17 protein-coding genes are annotated in these 16,917 nt (G+C 34.6%); 5 read left to right on the top strand and 12 right to left on the bottom strand.

The window, feature by feature from the left end; translation table 11 throughout:
• Positions 1-90 precede the first annotated feature (90 nt).
• Positions 91-288 carry a hypothetical protein gene (locus ACOQFO_RS17890; RefSeq protein ID WP_036181882.1) on the bottom strand — a complete coding sequence of 66 codons (198 nt, stop codon included), beginning with the start codon at positions 286-288 and terminating at the stop codon, positions 91-93.
• A 113-nt stretch (positions 289-401) separates the two neighbouring features.
• Between ACOQFO_RS17890 and ACOQFO_RS17895 the strand changes: the two genes are divergently transcribed.
• Complete coding sequence (locus ACOQFO_RS17895) at positions 402-1,031, top strand: YktB family protein (RefSeq protein WP_421691036.1); 630 nt, start codon at positions 402-404, stop codon at positions 1,029-1,031.
• A gap of 290 nt (positions 1,032-1,321) precedes the next feature.
• Here the strand turns inward: ACOQFO_RS17895 and ACOQFO_RS17900 are convergent, their stop codons facing one another.
• Positions 1,322-1,600 carry a UPF0223 family protein gene (locus tag ACOQFO_RS17900; RefSeq protein WP_421691037.1) on the bottom strand — a complete coding sequence of 93 codons (279 nt, stop codon included), beginning with the start codon at positions 1,598-1,600 and terminating at the stop codon, positions 1,322-1,324.
• A 21-nt stretch (positions 1,601-1,621) separates the two neighbouring features.
• Positions 1,622-2,581, bottom strand: a complete 960-nt coding sequence (locus tag ACOQFO_RS17905; protein ID WP_421691038.1) for an NAD(P)H-dependent flavin oxidoreductase — start codon at positions 2,579-2,581, stop codon at positions 1,622-1,624.
• Positions 2,582-2,742: 161 nt separating this feature from the next.
• Here ACOQFO_RS17905 and ACOQFO_RS17910 point away from each other — a divergent pair, with 161 nt between their 5' ends.
• On the top strand, positions 2,743-4,212 hold the full coding sequence (locus ACOQFO_RS17910; RefSeq protein ID WP_421691039.1) for an aminotransferase class I/II-fold pyridoxal phosphate-dependent enzyme: 1,470 nt from the start codon (positions 2,743-2,745) through the stop codon (positions 4,210-4,212).
• Positions 4,213-4,297: 85 nt separating this feature from the next.
• On the opposite strand, the gene ACOQFO_RS17915 is transcribed toward ACOQFO_RS17910, so the two are convergent.
• The 7 genes from ACOQFO_RS17915 to pdhA all read right to left on the bottom strand — a co-directional run bounded on the left by ACOQFO_RS17915 (position 4,298) and on the right by pdhA (position 11,803).
• Positions 4,298-5,326, bottom strand: a complete 1,029-nt coding sequence (locus tag ACOQFO_RS17915; RefSeq protein WP_421691040.1) for a diguanylate cyclase — start codon at positions 5,324-5,326, stop codon at positions 4,298-4,300.
• Between the two features lie 143 nt (positions 5,327-5,469).
• The gene (locus ACOQFO_RS17920) at positions 5,470-6,150 is read right to left on the bottom strand and encodes an LrgB family protein (RefSeq protein ID WP_421691041.1); all 681 of its coding nucleotides are present in this window, start codon (positions 6,148-6,150) and stop codon (positions 5,470-5,472) included.
• Positions 6,143-6,553, bottom strand: a complete 411-nt coding sequence (locus ACOQFO_RS17925) for a CidA/LrgA family protein (protein WP_421691042.1) — start codon at positions 6,551-6,553, stop codon at positions 6,143-6,145. The genes ACOQFO_RS17920 and ACOQFO_RS17925 overlap by 8 nt, the downstream gene beginning before the upstream one ends.
• Positions 6,554-6,704: 151 nt before the next feature.
• A complete protein-coding gene (gene lpdA / locus ACOQFO_RS17930; protein WP_421691043.1) occupies positions 6,705-8,117 on the bottom strand; it encodes a dihydrolipoyl dehydrogenase in 1,413 nt (470 codons plus the stop codon).
• 6 nt (positions 8,118-8,123) lie between these two features.
• Entirely contained in the window at positions 8,124-9,461 is a 1,338-nt protein-coding gene (locus tag ACOQFO_RS17935; protein WP_421691044.1) for a dihydrolipoamide acetyltransferase family protein, read from the bottom strand.
• Positions 9,462-9,709: 248 nt separating this feature from the next.
• Positions 9,710-10,687 carry an alpha-ketoacid dehydrogenase subunit beta gene (locus tag ACOQFO_RS17940; RefSeq protein WP_421691045.1) on the bottom strand — a complete coding sequence of 326 codons (978 nt, stop codon included), beginning with the start codon at positions 10,685-10,687 and terminating at the stop codon, positions 9,710-9,712.
• Between the two features lie 3 nt (positions 10,688-10,690).
• Entirely contained in the window at positions 10,691-11,803 is a 1,113-nt protein-coding gene (gene pdhA, locus ACOQFO_RS17945) for a pyruvate dehydrogenase (acetyl-transferring) E1 component subunit alpha (RefSeq protein ID WP_421691046.1), read from the bottom strand.
• A gap of 395 nt (positions 11,804-12,198) precedes the next feature.
• Between pdhA and def the strand changes: the two genes are divergently transcribed.
• A complete protein-coding gene (gene def / locus ACOQFO_RS17950) occupies positions 12,199-12,753 on the top strand; it encodes a peptide deformylase (protein ID WP_421691047.1) in 555 nt (184 codons plus the stop codon).
• A gap of 126 nt (positions 12,754-12,879) precedes the next feature.
• Here def and ACOQFO_RS17955 read toward each other — a convergent pair whose 3' ends face one another.
• On the bottom strand, positions 12,880-13,650 hold the full coding sequence (locus tag ACOQFO_RS17955) for a Cof-type HAD-IIB family hydrolase (protein ID WP_421691048.1): 771 nt from the start codon (positions 13,648-13,650) through the stop codon (positions 12,880-12,882).
• A 594-nt stretch (positions 13,651-14,244) separates the two neighbouring features.
• Between ACOQFO_RS17955 and ACOQFO_RS17960 the strand changes: the two genes are divergently transcribed.
• A complete protein-coding gene (locus ACOQFO_RS17960; protein ID WP_421691049.1) occupies positions 14,245-14,454 on the top strand; it encodes a DNA-dependent RNA polymerase subunit epsilon in 210 nt (69 codons plus the stop codon).
• Between the two features lie 5 nt (positions 14,455-14,459).
• Positions 14,460-16,127: a ribonuclease J1 gene (gene rnjA / locus ACOQFO_RS17965; RefSeq protein ID WP_421691050.1), complete on the top strand. Its 1,668-nt coding sequence runs from the start codon at positions 14,460-14,462 to the stop codon at positions 16,125-16,127.
• A gap of 103 nt (positions 16,128-16,230) precedes the next feature.
• On the opposite strand, the gene ACOQFO_RS17970 is transcribed toward rnjA, so the two are convergent.
• The gene (locus ACOQFO_RS17970) at positions 16,231-16,890 is read right to left on the bottom strand and encodes a potassium channel family protein (protein WP_421691051.1); all 660 of its coding nucleotides are present in this window, start codon (positions 16,888-16,890) and stop codon (positions 16,231-16,233) included.
• Positions 16,891-16,917: the final 27 nt, after the last annotated feature.

The raw sequence follows: 16,917 nt of genomic DNA on the forward strand, positions 1-16,917 counted from the left end.
ATCTTTTCAAAATACCGACTCTTTTTATTATAACAAAAAATCACTTGCATTTTTTAATTTGCAAGTGATTTTTATTGCGTGTTATTCTAATCACACATAAGCATGTAGACCATCTAGCTCGTCTTGAATCTCCTTTAGACGTTTTTTACACTTTTCCATCTCTTTTTCGTCATTACCTTGCATAGCGGAATAAAGTGAGGCTAATTCATAATCAAGTTCTAAACGTAAAACATGTTCGTATTGCTTTTCAATGTCGACTTTACGTATAATTTTAATCATCTGTTTCATATGAATCACTTCCCTTTCCTAATTAAAAAACTATTTCACGAAAAGCTATTGTTACAAGATTTTTCCCAAAAACGTTAGAAAATAAACATCATTTTACGAAAGGTGGAACTATTTTGCTAAATAAATTTCAATGGTCAAACAAAGATTTTGACGTGTTTAAAATAGATGGACTTGAGCAACGAATGGAAGCTTTAACCTCCATAGTTCGACCTAAGTTTCAACTACTAGGTGAACGATATGCTGATTATTTAAGTAGTCATTTAGGTGAGGAATTTTTCCCACATATAGCAAAACATGCGAGAAGAACTGTTAACCCTCCTAAAGATTCTTGGGTAGCTTTTTCGCCTTATAAACGCGGTTACAAATCACTTCCTCATTTTCAAATTGGTCTATGGGATTCATATTTATTCATTATTGTTGCAATTATTTATGAAGCACCACAAAAATCTGTAATGGCAAATCGTCTACTAGAAAAAATAGATTTGTTCGATAAATTGCCAAATCATTTTGTTTTTTCAGGTAATCATATGTCTCAAGAAGTAATACCTTTAAATGTAGGACGAGAAAGTCAATTAGAACAAACTCTCATGAAATGTCGCGATGTCAAAAAATATGATTTTTTGGTTGGTCGTTATATCCCACGTGATGAGGTTGTTCAACTGTCTTCTGATGAATTCATGAGACTTGCTGAAGAAACATTTGAGGAACTTATACCAATTTACAACGTAATGGTTGGTAAATGATAAAAGGATATTGCATAAATTTTTGTGTTGTATAATTAATATGCACGAATGAATAGGAAACATTACATTATTTCTACTCATTTTCATGATTTATTTTTATTCTCAATTTATTGATAGTTTTGTAACCATTTAGTAAATAACGTGAGAAGTAATACACTGTTCTTATGTACTTTATAAGAATCTAACGTCTGTTCATTAATTAAAAAACAACTCGAGTCCATTTATATTCAGTTGGCTCGAGTTGTTTTTTCTAATTCTAATTAAACATAGACATTAATTCATTATTTACATTACTTTCTTGTTATTCGAATAATTTGTCCGTTATCTAGCTCTTTCGCTTGTTTCACTACTGGGTAACTGACATAACCACTTTCTTCCTCAAATTCGCGAAACACCGATTTTTCTTCCGCCTGTGATGGTACAATTTCTTTAAAACGTCTGTATAGTGCTAACATTTCTTCACGTTTGATACCTTTTTCATAAGCTTTTTCGACACCTTCAAAAAATTGAACTACCGCGATAATTTCTTCAGTCGTCCAATCAGTAGAAAATGGATAAGAATATTCCATAGAAAGCCCTGCCTTTTTCTTTTATTGTCCCCATTTTACTCGTATTTCTGTAGCTTCGGCAACCATTCTATTAATAAGATCAGAAACTGTGGGAACATCTTTTATCAGTCCAGTTACTTGTCCTGCCCAACCGAAGCCACTTGTAGGATCACCATCATATATAAATTTTTTGTTAGCTTCCCCACTTATATATGTTTTTAACGCTTCATATGTAGGCGTTTCATTTTCTATATTTAATATTTTTTCTGTAAATGGATTTTTTAATGCACGAGCAGGGGCACCAATCGAACGTTTGATAATCGTCGTATCTGTTTCACTACTTTGAAGTAAAGCCTCAAGATAAGCATTTGACGCGTGAACACATTCCTTTGTTGCAATAAAACGTGTTCCCATTTCAATTCCTTCTGCTCCTAATGCATGTGCAGCCATCCATCCTCGACCATCACCAATTCCGCCTGAAGCGATAACAGGAATCGAAACACTATCTACTACTTGTGGAACGAGAACCATTGTACCAACATCATCACGTCCAAGGTGTCCACCACCTTCTTGACCTACTACCATTACAGCATCGGCTCCTAATTCCTCAGCTTTCTGTGCTTGTCTACGTGCAGCTACAAGTACTAGCTTCTTGGCATTACTTCTCTTCAGTAATTCAAACATAGGAGTTGGATTTCCACCTGTCATTGTAATCACTGGTACTTCTTCTTCAATAGCGACTTGAACCATTGATTCGTACCCTTTCCCATGATTACCAAATGCAAAATTCACACCAAATGGCTTATCCGTTTTTTCACGTACTTTTCTTATTTCTTCTTTTAGTAATTCAGGAGATTCTAAACTTAATGCAGTTATTTGACCAAGCCCTCCAGCATTTGATACTGCAGCAGCTAAATCAGAATAGGCTAAGTAAGCTAATCCCCCTTGAATGATCGGATATTTGATACCTAATAATTTTGTTACACGAGTTTCCCAATTCATGAAATATTCCCCCATTCTACCCTTTTCTATTATTTTAAACTAAAGGAAAATAAATTTCTCATACTTTTTTATAGTCATGAAGGTCAAGAGGTGCTATAATTCTTCTTGTTTTGATTTTTTAGTTGTTTTTTGAAATTTACTTAAGTGAGGTGGTACCTACGTTGTCACAGTTAGAAACTCCTTTGTTCGACGCTTTACTCAAACATCGAAATAGACAACCAATCCAATTTCATATCCCTGGACATAAAAAAGGTCAAGGAATGGATCCGGCTTTTCGTGAGTTCGTCGGCGACAACGTTTTATCAATTGATTTAATAAATATTGCTCCTCTAGATGATTTACACTCACCAAAAGGTGTAATTAAGGAAGCGCAAAAATTAGCTGCTGAAGCCTTTGGTGCTGACCATACATTCTTCTCCATCCAAGGTACAAGTGGCGCTATCATGACTATGATTCTCACAGTGGTTGGTCCTGGAGATAAAATAATCGTACCACGAAATGTTCATAAATCAACGATGTCAGCTATTGTATTAGCAGGTGCCATCCCAATATTTATTGCTCCAGAAATTGATACTGAATATGGTATCTCACATGGAATTTCAGCAGAATCTGTTGAAAGAGCATTAAATACGTATCCTGATGCAAAAGCAGTACTTGTCATAAATCCTACTTATTATGGATTTGCGGCTGATTTGAAAAAAATTGTTGATGTTGCACATGAGCGCAGCGTACCAGTTATTGTGGATGAAGCACATGGTGTTCATATAAAATTTCATGACGAACTTCCAATTTCAGCTATGGAAGCTGGTGCAGATATGGCTGCTACTAGTGTTCATAAGCTTGGTGGTTCCATGACACAAAGTTCTGTATTAAATGTTCGAGAAGGTCTTGTATCCATTAATCGTATTCAATCCGTATTTTCGATGTTAACGACTACATCAACATCATACCCGATTTTAGCTTCATTAGATTGTGCACGACGCCAATTAGCAGTAAACGGACATGAGTTAATTGATGAGTCGATACGTTTGGCAAAAGATGCTAGAAAACGAATTAATAAGATCCCGCATTTGAAATGTGCAGGGCGTGAAAAACTGAATTCATCAGCTACGTATGATATGGATCCAACTAAATTACTTATTAGTGTAAAAGATTTAGGGATTTCTGGTCACCAAGCTGAAGAATGGTTACGCCAAAATGCAAATATTGAAGTTGAATTATCTGACTTGTACAATATACTTTGTATTATTACATTAGGTGATACAAAAAAAGAAGTTAACCTACTGATTAATGCATTACAACGTATGTCACAAGCATTTGATTCAGAAGCTTCGATAGTAGAATCATTGGTTCGAGTTCCTGATATTCCAGCACTTGCAATGTCACCTCGAAATGCATTTTACTCTCAAACTGAAATGATGCCTTTAAAAGATTCTGCTGGATACATTTGTTCAGAATTTATTATGGTTTATCCTCCTGGAATACCCATATTCATTCCCGGGGAAATAATAACTGAAGAAAACATTAAATATATTCAAATGAATATCGACGCTGGTCTACCTGTACAAGGACCTGAAGATCCTTCTTTAAGAACAATTCGAGTTATTAAAGAACGTAAACCTATTTTTTAGTAAATTTAACGTTTATAAGCCAACTTTCTTTTTAGGATACAAAACTAAGAAAGTTGGCTTTTTTAGTTTAATTAAATTATAGAGTTCAAGCGAGAATATATTTAATAACTTGATTTCTACCCTTTTGTTTAGATTCATATAAAGCTTTATCCGCCTTGGAAAACACCTCTTCTAACTGAAGTTCTCCTTTTGGTACTAGTGTAACAACACCAGAACTGACCGTAACAACATTATGGATTAATGAAGTTTCATGTCTGATCTCTAATTGTTCTATTGCCTTTCTAATTCGTTCTGCAATTACTAGAGCTTCTTCCTCTTTTTCATGAAGCATAATGATTGAAAATTCTTCTCCACCGTATCTTGCTACAAAGCAATTTGGTTCGCAAGCAATGGATTGTATTTTATACTCCGGAACATTTGTAGAAAAATCATGTTCTGTATAGCTTTTTACACAACTATTTAATCGAATAATAGGATTAATAACTGATTTTAATAATTGGATGTGTAAAAAGAGAATACAGATTACAATCACAACGATGACAGAAACTAAAGTAATTAGGGTATTTTTTATCCCATTTTGCATTTTATTTCGTACTATCGTTCTTTCCGCTTCAATTTGTTCATTAAAATCTGAGAAATTGGTACGGAATTCATCCAGAGCTACTTTACCTTCTCTTATTTGTTGTAATGTTGGTTGATTTCCGCTATTTATCATTTCAATAAGAGAAACGCCATATAGATTTTCCCAACTCTCCCCTTTTTCGATAAACAACTTCACATTATCACTCAATGAAGGAAATTTCCCAATATATTGCGTTAGTTCACTTTTACTAACTTCAAACTCTTCTAAACCGTAATAAAAAGGTTCTAAAAAGGTTTCATCATTTGTTAAGTGATAACCTCTAACTCCCGTCTCTTGATCGATTAACGACCGATAAAGGTGGTTTGAAGACTCCTCAATATGATCGAGTGCACGTTGACCTAAAATATTTTCATTTAAGTATGAACGTATTGCCATGACCGATAAAATCACAGTTATGATAATAAAAACTGTAGATACAGTTAAAGTATAAAATACACTTTTCCCTAGTTTCCCTAATGATCGTATTCGCATCATCAAACCTCTTATATGTAAATTTTTCCATTAGTATTTTACCATATTTGGAATTTAATAGGGTCTAATTCAACGATTTGACACATTTTAATAGGAAAATTTTTAGATAGAATTGCTATTAATAAATTGGCAAAACTATGATTCTATAAGATTAGATACGCAAAAATCGGACAAATAATTGCGCCAATCACAGCGCTAAGACTCATCGATACTGAGCCAATCGATAAATCTTCTTCTCCGTACTCATTTAATTTAGATATTCCAACACCATGACTAGCACTTCCCATAGAAACACCTCTACTAATCGGTGAATCTATTTTGGCTAATTTATAAATATATGGACCTAGAATTGCACCTGTAAAACCAGCAATCATAACCAATACAGCTGTTAAAGATGGGATTGCCCCAATTGTTTCACTCACTTGCATCGCAATTGGTGTTGTAATGGATTTTGGTAGGGCAGTTAAAATCCATTCTTTTTCTACATTAAATAGAACTAATAATACAAAAACACTTATTAACCCACTAATCATCGCTATAAGTAATCCAGAAAGAATACTATACTTATATTTTACGATTAAATGTCTTTGATTGTAGAGAGGGTAAGCTAGACCTACAACAGCTGGCCCTAATAAATGCTGCAACCATTTTCCACCTTCCATATAGACTTCATATGGGATATTAAGTAATAAAAGACAAGCAATTAGAAAAACGGAAGCTGTAATTACAGGCATTAAAAGAGGGTGATGAAATCGTTTATAAACTTCTGCCATTATTAAATACACAATAATTGTACTAACAATGGAAATGATGATATTAAACATTTTCCACTTCCTCCTTTGCTTCACTTATTTTTTTATTTCTACTATTAATCTCTTTTTTCTCAATGATTTGACTCAACATACTAGTTAAGTAAATCGTAAATAAAGTACTAATAATTACAGCACCTATCAGAATCATTCCGTTCACCGATATTAGTTGCGGGTATTCGATTATACCGATTACCGGAGGAATGTAAAAAAGCAACATGAAACCAATTAAAAAACTTGCCCCGTCACGGATCATCTCGACCTTAATCCAGTTCATCAACAAGCATATAAATAATAAAATAAACCCTACTACACTTGGTGGTAGTGGTAAATTCGTAAATTCTACAATAAAAACTCCTATGTAATGAAAGATATATAATATGATAATTTGTAAGACAGTACGTATTATTCTCATCATTTTGGGCATAAGGACTCCCCTAAATATGCCGGTCACCTCCTTGATAAAGCCATTTTACTCTTGTTATAAAATAATGTCTATGCGATAAATGAAAGCTTACTACAAATAAAAAGAGACCCTTCGCAATGAAAGAGTCTCTTTTAATATTGAATTATTTAGAAATAATATGGATTGGATTGCCAAGTAAAACTTCAGCAGTTTCCATTGTAATTTCACCTAAAGTTGGGTGAGGGTGGATTGTTAAAGCAACGTCTTCTGCAGTCATGCCACCTTCAATTGCTAAAGCCATTTCTGAAATCATATCAGAAGCGCCTGCTCCAACGATTTGTGCACCTACTAAAAGACCATCTTCTTTACGAGCAACAAGTTTTACAAAACCTTCTGTTTGGTTTAGTGCTAGAGCACGACCATTCGCTGCGAATGGGAATTTAGCAGCATTTACTTCTAGTCCTTCTGCTTTTGCTTGTTCTTCGCTATAACCTACAGTTGCCATTTCTGGATCTGTGAAACATACAGCAGGAATTGCTAAATAATCAACAACAGATTTTTCACCTGCGATTGCTTCTGCTGCTACTTTTCCTTCATAAGATGCTTTATGAGCAAGTTGTGGACCAGCAACAATATCACCAATTGCATAGATGTTCGGAATATTTGTACGACATTGTTTGTCTACTTTAAGAAGTCCACGTTCAGCAAATTCAACACCAATTTGCTCTAAACCTAACTCATCAGTATTAGGGCGGCGACCAACAGTTACTAATACGTAATCTGCTTCTACTTTTTTCTCTTCGCCACCAACTTCATAAGTTACGACAACACCGTTGTCAGTTTCTTCTACACCTTTTGCAGATGCATTTACTTCGATTGTAACACCTTTTTTCTTAAGGCCTTTTTTAACAATTTGAGTCATTGCTTTCTCGAAACCAGCTAAAATGTCTTTACCGCCTTCGATAATCGTTACTTCTGAACCAAAGTTAGCAAATGCTGAACCAAGCTCAGTACCGATGTATCCTCCACCGATTACAACTAATTTTCCTGGTAACTCAGTTAAATTTAATGCGCCTGTTGAACTAAGAACACGTTTTGAGAATTTAAATGTAGGAATTTCAACAGGACGAGAACCTGTTGCTAAAATTGCATTTTTGAACGTGTAAGTTTGAGCTGAATCGCCATTTACAACACGAACAGTGTTAGCATCTACAAAATATGCTTCACCTTTAACAGTTTCAATTTTATTTCCTTTAAGTAAACCAGCTACACCGCCAGTTAATTTTTTAACAACACTATTTTTAAATTCTTGAACTTTAGTGAAATCAAGTTTAACTTCAGAAGCGAAAACCCCCATATCTTCTGAATGTTTTGCTTGTTCAAAACGGTGACCTACTGAAATTAATGCTTTTGAAGGAATACATCCTACGTTTAAGCAAACGCCTCCAACTTCAGCTCTTTCTACAACAGTTACTTTTTGTCCTGTTTGTGCTGCACGAATAGCCGCAACATAACCGCCAGGGCCAGCGCCTACTACGAGTGTATCAATCTCAATTGCAAAATCTCCAACTACCATTTTATATTACGCCTCCATTAATAAAAGTTCCGGTTCGGCTAGCAAACGTTTTAAATGATTTAAAGCGTATTGCGCAGTCGCACCGTCGATCATTCGATGATCAAAGCTCAATGATAATGCTAACACAGGTGCAGCTACAATTTCACCATTTTTTATTATTGGTTTTTCTGAAATTCGACCAATTCCTAAAATAGCAACCTCTGGATGATTAATTACTGGAGTAAACCATTGACCACCAGCAGAGCCGATGTTCGTAATTGAGCAAGAAGCTCCTTTCATCTCGTTCGGAGTAAGCTTTCCTTCTCGTGCTTTTGTTGCAAGTTCATTGATTTCTGCTGAAATATTGAAAACTGATTTACGATCAGCATGTTTAATAACTGGTACTAACAAACCTCTTTCAGTATCTGCAGCAATACCTATATTATAATAATGTTTCTGAATAATTTCACTAGTTGCGTCATCAAGTGATCGATTAAACTCTGGGTACTCACGTAACGTTGAAACTAAGGCTTTTACTACGTATGGTAAATATGTTAACTTAATACCTTTTTCTGCAGCAATGTCTTTGAATTTTTTACGGTGAGCAACTAATTCCGTTACATCTACTTCATCCATTAAAGTAACGTGTGGAGCAGTTTGTTTTGAATGCACCATAGCTTTTGCAATCGCTTTTCGAATACCAGACATTTTCTCTCTTGTTTCAGGGAATTCACCTTCAATAGAAACTGGAATTGGTGCTGGTGTAGTTGTCTCAACTTCTTGTACTAAGTCAGTTTCAACTTTCTCTTCAACTGCTGCTGGTACTACATTTCCACCTTTTAAGAAGTTTTCAATATCTTCTTTTAAAATGCGGCCATTTTTCCCTGATCCATTAATTAATTGGATGTTTACATTTTTTTCTCTAGCAAATTTACGAACAGAAGGCATTGCAATAATACGTTTATTTGTATCAACGATTTCTTCTGTTGTTGTTGCTACTGGCTGAGGTGTTGATGTTGGTGCTTGATTGATTTGTTCATGACTTTGTTGTACTTCTGGTGCTACTTCAGGTGTTACAGATCGTTCCTCGGCATGAGCATCACCTTTAAGTTTTAAATTTTCGTAGCCAGGTGCATCAATTCGGATTAATACATCCCCGACAACTGCCACACTACCTTCAGCAACAACAATTTCCTCAACTTTACCTTCTACAGGAGAAGGCATTTCAACTACTGCTTTATCATTTTGAATTTCACATAAAACGTCGTCTTCTTTAACTGTATCTCCAGCTTTTACGAACCATTTTACAATTTCACCTTCATGGATACCCTCACCGATATCAGGCATACGGAATTCAAACGCCATAGTATTCACCCTTTCATTGGACAATGTCAGTTTACCTTATATATTCATTCTTTTTCGAATTTAAATTTTCTTTTCGCCTTATAGGTTTCGAAATAATCCGCTGTCCGAATACACTTTCCTTTCCTGTGGCGGTCATTTAGCCTAAAGGAATCTCTTACGTATTCGGACAGCTAGTTTGGTTTACGATACCAGTTTCAACTCGAATGTAATAATTAATTTGAAATCAGTTTAGTAAAAGAATTTATTAACTAGAAAGTTAAAACTTTTCTTGCTGTTTCTATGATGTCTTTGTAATTTGGTAACCAAACATTTTCCGCTTGTGGGAATGGATACACTGTATCAGGTGCTGCAACACGTAAAACAGGTGCTTCTAAACTTAATATTGCACGTTCAGTAATTTCAGCTACAACATTCGCAGCAATACCAGCTTGTTTTTGAGCTTCTTGAACTACAATTGCACGATTTGTTTTTTCAACAGAAGCAATAATTGTCTCAATATCAAGTGGTTGAACTGTACGTAAGTCTACCACTTCTACTGAATATCCTTCTTTTTCAAGCTCTTCAGCAGCTTTTAAACTTTCGTGAACCATTAATCCATAAGCAAAGATTGATAAATCTTTTCCTTCACGTTTAACATCTGCTTTACCAAGAGGTATTGTATATGCCTCTTCTGGCACATCTTCTTTAATAGAACGATATAGTTTTAAATGCTCTAAGAAGATAACTGGATCATTATCTCGAATAGAAGATATTAGTAATCCTTTTGCATCATATGGAGTTGAAGGGATAACTACTTTCAAACCAGGTTGTTGAGCCATTAATCCTTCTAAACTATCGGAGTGCATTTCAGGTGTATGAACTCCTCCTCCAAATGGAGAGCGGATAGTAACTGGTGCACTATATACACCGCCACTACGATAACGCATACGAGCTAATTGACCACTAATAGAGTCCATTACTTCATAAACGAATCCGAAAAATTGAATTTCTGGAACTGGACGGAAGCCTTCTAGAGCTAACCCAATAGCCAAACCACCGATTCCAGACTCAGCAAGTGGTGTATCAAATACACGATCTACACCAAACTCTTGTTGAAGTCCTTCAGTAGCACGGAATACTCCACCATTTACACCAACGTCTTCACCAAAAACTAAAACGTTTTCATCATTTTTTAATTCGCAGCGAAGCGCATCAGTAATTGCTTGAATCATTGTCATTTGTGCCATAGGTTATCTCGACTCCTTTTCTTTATAAATTGAATATTGCTCTTGTAAATTTACTGGCAATTCTTCATACATATTTTCAATTAGGTCTGTTACTTTTTGTTTCGGCGTTTCGTCAGCCTTTTTAATCGCTTCTTTAATTTCTTCTTTTGCTCTTTCAATCACTTCGTTTTCTTTTTCTTCAGACCATAAACCTTTGCCTTCTAAGTAAGTTCGGAAACGAACGATTGGGTCTTTTGCTGCCCATTCATTGTCAATATCAGTTGTTCTGTATCGAGTTGGATCATCACCTGACATTGTATGCGGACCATAACGGTAACAAACTGTTTCAATTAAAGTTGGACCTTCACCATTAATTGCACGTTCTCTCGCATCACGAGTAGCAACATAAACTGCTAAAGCATCCATTCCATCTACTTGGATACAAGGGATACCAGCTGCAATACCTTTTTGAGCAAGTGTTTTCCCAGCAGTTTGTATATCACGAGGTGTAGAAATCGCATATTGGTTATTTTGAATGATGAAAATAGCTGGTGCTTTGAATGCCCCTGCAAAGTTAATTCCTTCGTAAAAATCACCTTGTGATGAACCACCATCACCTGTATAAGTAATAGCTACAGATTTCTTACCACGCTTTTTCAAACCTAAAGCTACTCCAGCAGTTTGGATATATTGAGCACCAATAATGATTTGTGGTGCTAATACGTTAACGCCCTCAGGAGCTTGATTTCCTACAAAATGTCCTCTACTAAATAAAAACGCTTTCCATAATGGTAAGCCATGCCATACGATTTGAGGAACATCACGATATCCTGGTAAAATCCAATCTTCTTTTTCTAATGCAAAGTGCGATGCAAGTTGGGAAGCTTCTTGCCCAGCAGTTGGTGCATAGAAACCAAGTCTACCTTGACGATTTAAAGAGATAGAACGTTGATCTAAAATTCTTGTATAAACCATTCTACTCATCAGTTCAACTAGCTCTTCGTCAGATAGTTTTGGATCATATTCCTCGTTAACAATTTCCCCTTTTTCGTTTAAAATTTGGAACATTTGAAACTTCTCTTCAATCTCATTCAACAATGCTTTTGGATTATATTGATTCGATAGTTTTTCTCCCATAAGACACCTCTCCTTTATCTGTATCAAAATTTTTTATTTTTCCATTGGTACAACACATCTTGGAAATTAGTATATATAATTATTTCCAATCGGTCAATCACTTATTTTTCTAATATTTATCATTTTTCTCTCCTTTTATACAAGTTAATCTGTTATATATAAATTTACATCTGTGTTATAACACCCACCGTTTTTCCACACATTTTTTAAAAACTATATAATAGAAAGTAATTCATAAACCAACAATAGATTACCCTTTGTAAGTAAGATTTAAAAAAGTTTTCATAACTTTTCATAATTTTTCTTCATTTTCATATGTTATTTTATAAAGATAGAACTCAATAGTTTATATTTTGTATACTTACAATGGAATGAATTTTGAAAGGAAGTATTTTATGATTTTAATGGAGAATATAATTCGCGAAGGACATCCTACCTTACGCACAAAAGCTGAAGAAGTTAAATTTCCTTTAACTGAAGAGGATAAAAAATTAGCAGAAGATATGCTAGAGTATCTAATAAATAGTCAAAACCCAGAAACAGCCGAAAAATACGGATTACGTCCAGGTATAGGTCTTGCAGCAAACCAAGTGAATTCTTTAAAACGTATGTTTGCACTACATTTAGAAGATGAAAACCAAGAACTTTTAAGCTTTGTTGCAATCAACCCTAAAATCGTTAGCCATTCTGTTGAAAAAACTTATATAACGTCTGGTGAAGGATGTTTATCTGTAGATCGTCAAGTTCCTGGTTATGTACCTCGATATGCAAGAATCACTGTTAAGTTCTTCAATGTTGATGGTCAAGAGCAAAAAATGCGTTTAAAAGGCTTACCAGCTATTGCATTCCAACATGAATTAGACCATTTAAATGGAATTATGTTTTACGATCATATTAACCAAGAAAATCCATTTGCACCAATACCAGATGCAATACCTTATGGGGAATAAAAAAATATATAAAGGAGATGCCTAAGCAAAAGGCATCTCCTTACTTATTATAATAATAAGAAGTATTAGGATGTAATGTAAAATCAACTGGGATAAACAACGACAAGCATATTCTTTAACAAACATTTAGATAATATTCAATTCTTTTAGTACTTTCGCAATCCCATCTTCGTCAACATGATCTGCAATTATATCAGCAACAGCTTTTGTTTGATCATGTGCATTACCCATTGCAACTCCAATTCCAACAAATTGTAACATCTCAATATCATTCAATCCATCACCAAAGGCATAAACATTCGATAAAGGAATATTATTTTTTTCAAGAATCTTTTGAATTCCACGAGCTTTCGATCCATTTTTTGGAAGAATATCACAAGAAAAAGGATGCCAACGTACGAATTTAACATTTGGAAATTGCTCTTTATATATTGGTTCATCTTTCTCTTCCATAAAGATCAATGTTTGATATACATTGTTGGACTCATAAAACTGAGGATTGATAATTGGATAAGGGTACTTTAGAGTATTTAAGCTTTTTTCGATAAAAGTATCCCCTTCAACAGATGCAATCATTTTTTGATCGTCGATAAAAACAACTGGATGGTTTCTTTCATGTCCATATTGAATTATTCCAGTTAGTTGATCCGTTGGTATACCGTCAGTGAAGATAACTTCTCCTTTATAAACAACATATTGACCATTAAATGTAACGTATGTATCAATTTCTAATTCATCAATAATTGATTGAATCATAAATGGTGCTCTACCTGTTGCAATTGCGATTTCGTAGCCATTTGCTCTTGCTTGAAAAATAGCTTCTTTCGCTGATTGTGGGATTTTTTTCTCACTATCATAAAGCGTTCCATCTATATCAAAAAATAAAATTTTTGTCATTGTGAAATCCTTTCCATGTATATTTATATGTAAATGAAAAACACTTTACATATATACTACTCTTCAATATAATGAAATTAGGGAGTGATGTGCCATGTTAAAACGACTCAAAAAGAGAATTTTGAAACGATTAAATGGCATCCTCGGAAAAAAATCAATTGCTTAGACACTGTCCAGGTTGATTCTGGACAGTTTTTTCTAATTTATATTCGATTTATTAATATCTACATATGATGGCCGTTTTTATAATTACCATCCTAGGGCTAAGGGGACGTCTAAAAAAGGTTTTTTTCAGACGTCCCCTTTTCTTTATTTTAAATCAGCCTCATGATAATATAAAGGAAATGCATTTTATTTTTAACTTTGTTTAGAAGAAATCCCAGTATTTATTATTTTACTAATTTCGTCCATAATTTTCTTTTAAGATATTGTAAAATATTTTTACCAAAACAAAGCTATAGAAATTGTGAATCAACAGATTCGTATTAATGTTTTTATTTGCTTTATACAAATCTGTCATTTATCATTTTTTAGATATTAATTTTGAGAACAATTCACAAAAAAATGCACAACGTTCGTTAAAGGAGAGAGAACATGATTTACAAAGTTTATTATCAAGAAAATGCACATGAAGTACCAGTTCGCGAAAACACAAAGAGTCTTTATGTTGAAGCATCTTCAGAACGAGAAGTACGCCAATATTTAAAAGACCGTAACTACAACATTGAATACATTCAATTACTAGAGGGCAATTATTTAGAATATGAACAAAATAGCCCGAACTTCAAATTGGAGAATGCTTAATCAACATGAAATTTGTAAAAAATGATCAAGCAGCCGTTTTCGCACTCGGCGGACTGGGCGAAATTGGTAAAAACACATATGCAGTACAATTCCAAGATGAGATTATTGTTATCGATGCTGGTATAAAATTTCCGGAAGATGATCTATTAGGAATTGATTACGTAATACCTGATTATACGTATTTAGTACGAAATGCAGATAAAATTAAAGGGCTATTTATTACCCATGGGCATGAAGACCACATTGGGGGTATCCCTTATTTATTACGTCAAGTGAATATCCCTGTTTACGGGGGAAAATTAGCACTTGGTTTACTGCGAAATAAGTTGGAAGAACACGGATTACTTCGCACAACAAAGTTAATCGAAATTAAAGAAGATGATATTATTAAATTCAGAAAAACTTCTGTAAGCTTTTTCCGTACAACACACAGTATTCCTGATGCGTTTGGTATTGTTGTAAAAACGCCTCCTGGTAATATTGTTCATACTGGAGACTTTAAGTTTGACTTTACACCAGTAGGAGAACCAGCGAACCTAACTAGAATGGCAGAAATCGGTCGTGATGGAGTGCTATGTTTACTATCGGATAGTACAAACGCAGAAGTTCCAAATTTCACAATGTCTGAAAGAAAAGTTGGAGAAAGCATCCACGATATCTTTAGAAAAGTTGAAGGACGAATTATTTTTGCTACTTTTGCATCAAATATTCACCGACTACAACAAGTAACGGATGCTGCTCATCAATATGGTCGCAAAATTGCTGTTTTTGGTCGTTCAATGGATAACGCCATTACGATTGGCCGCGAACTAGGTTATATTACAGCACCAAAAGAAACATTTGTCGATGCACAAGCTATTAACCGTCTTCCTGCCAATGAAGTCATGATTTTATGTACAGGCTCTCAAGGGGAACCAATGGCAGCACTTTCAAGAATTGCAAACGGTACACACCGTCAAATTCAAATTCAACCTGGTGACACAGTCGTATTCTCATCTTCTCCAATTCCTGGGAATACAACAAGTGTTAACAAAATTATTAACTTATTGTTCAGAGCTGGTGCAGAAGTAATTCATGGTTCACTTAACAATATCCATACTTCTGGACATGGATCACAAGAAGAACAAAAGTTAATGCTTCGTTTAATCAAACCAAAATTTTTCATGCCTATTCACGGAGAATACCGCATGTTAAAAATGCATACGCATTTAGCTATTGACTGTGATGTTCCTGCTGAAAATACATTCGTCATGGAAAATGGTGATGTATTGGCATTAAGTCCTAACGAAGCCCATGTTGCTGGACGTATTCCTTCTGGAGATGTCTATATTGACGGAAGCGGTATCGGGGACATTGGAAATATCGTTTTAAGAGACCGTCGTATTTTATCAGAAGAAGGTCTAGTCATTGTTGTAGTAAGTGTTGATATGAAAAAACAAAAACTAGTTGCGGGGCCAGATATCATTTCTCGTGGGTTTGTTTATATGCGTGAATCCGGTTCACTAATTAGTGAAGCACAGAAAATGTTGTCAAGTCACCTTAACGAAAAGATACAAGAAAAATCGACTCAATGGACTGAGTTAAAAAATGATATTAATGATGTATTAGGTCCATATTTATTTGAGAAAACAAAACGTAGACCTATGATTTTACCAATAATTATGGAAGTTTAAGAAATAGGTTTGCACAAGTTTCAAAAATAGAAACATAAAAAATAGGTTGTTTATTAGTTTTTAACTCACTAATTAACAACCTTTTTTGTTTCTAAGAAATAGACTAACTCATTGCTTTTTTTACAAATCGATTGATATCTACAACTGCCCCAATAACAAGTAAAACATCACCTAAGAGGATTTTCTCATCAGCGGACGGAGAAATGATAATTGAATTATCACGTTTGATTCCAACAATGTTAATACCATAATTCGCACGGATATCTAAATCTTTAATTGAATTACCCGCTATTCGATCGTTAGCTTTTATCTCCATGATGGAGTGTTCATCGGATAATTCAAGATAATCAAGAACATTACTAGACATTAAATTATTCGCAATTCGAATACCCATGTCTCGTTCAGGATGGATAATTTGGTCTGCACCAATTTTTTTTAATACTTTCGCATGATAATCATTTGTAGCTTTAACTGTTACATTCGGCACGCCAAGTTCTTTTAAGATTAAAGTTGTTAAAATACTCGCTTGAATGTTCTCACCAATTGCCACAATGACATGTTCAAAATTACGAATACCAAGAGATTTAATTACCTCTTCATCAGTTGTATCCGCAATGATTGCTTGGGTCGCAATTTTAGCATACTCATCCACCCGTTCTGATGAAGCATCGATCGCCATAACATCCGCTCCAAGTCGAATAAGTTCATGCACAATACTTCCACCAAAACGTCCTAGTCCAATGACTACAAATTCTTTTTTCATAATTTACCTCCGAACTAAACAGTAAGC

Source organism: Ureibacillus sp. MALMAid1270, from assembly GCF_049202975.1.
In the GTDB taxonomy this organism is placed as follows: domain Bacteria; phylum Bacillota; class Bacilli; order Bacillales_A; family Planococcaceae; genus Ureibacillus.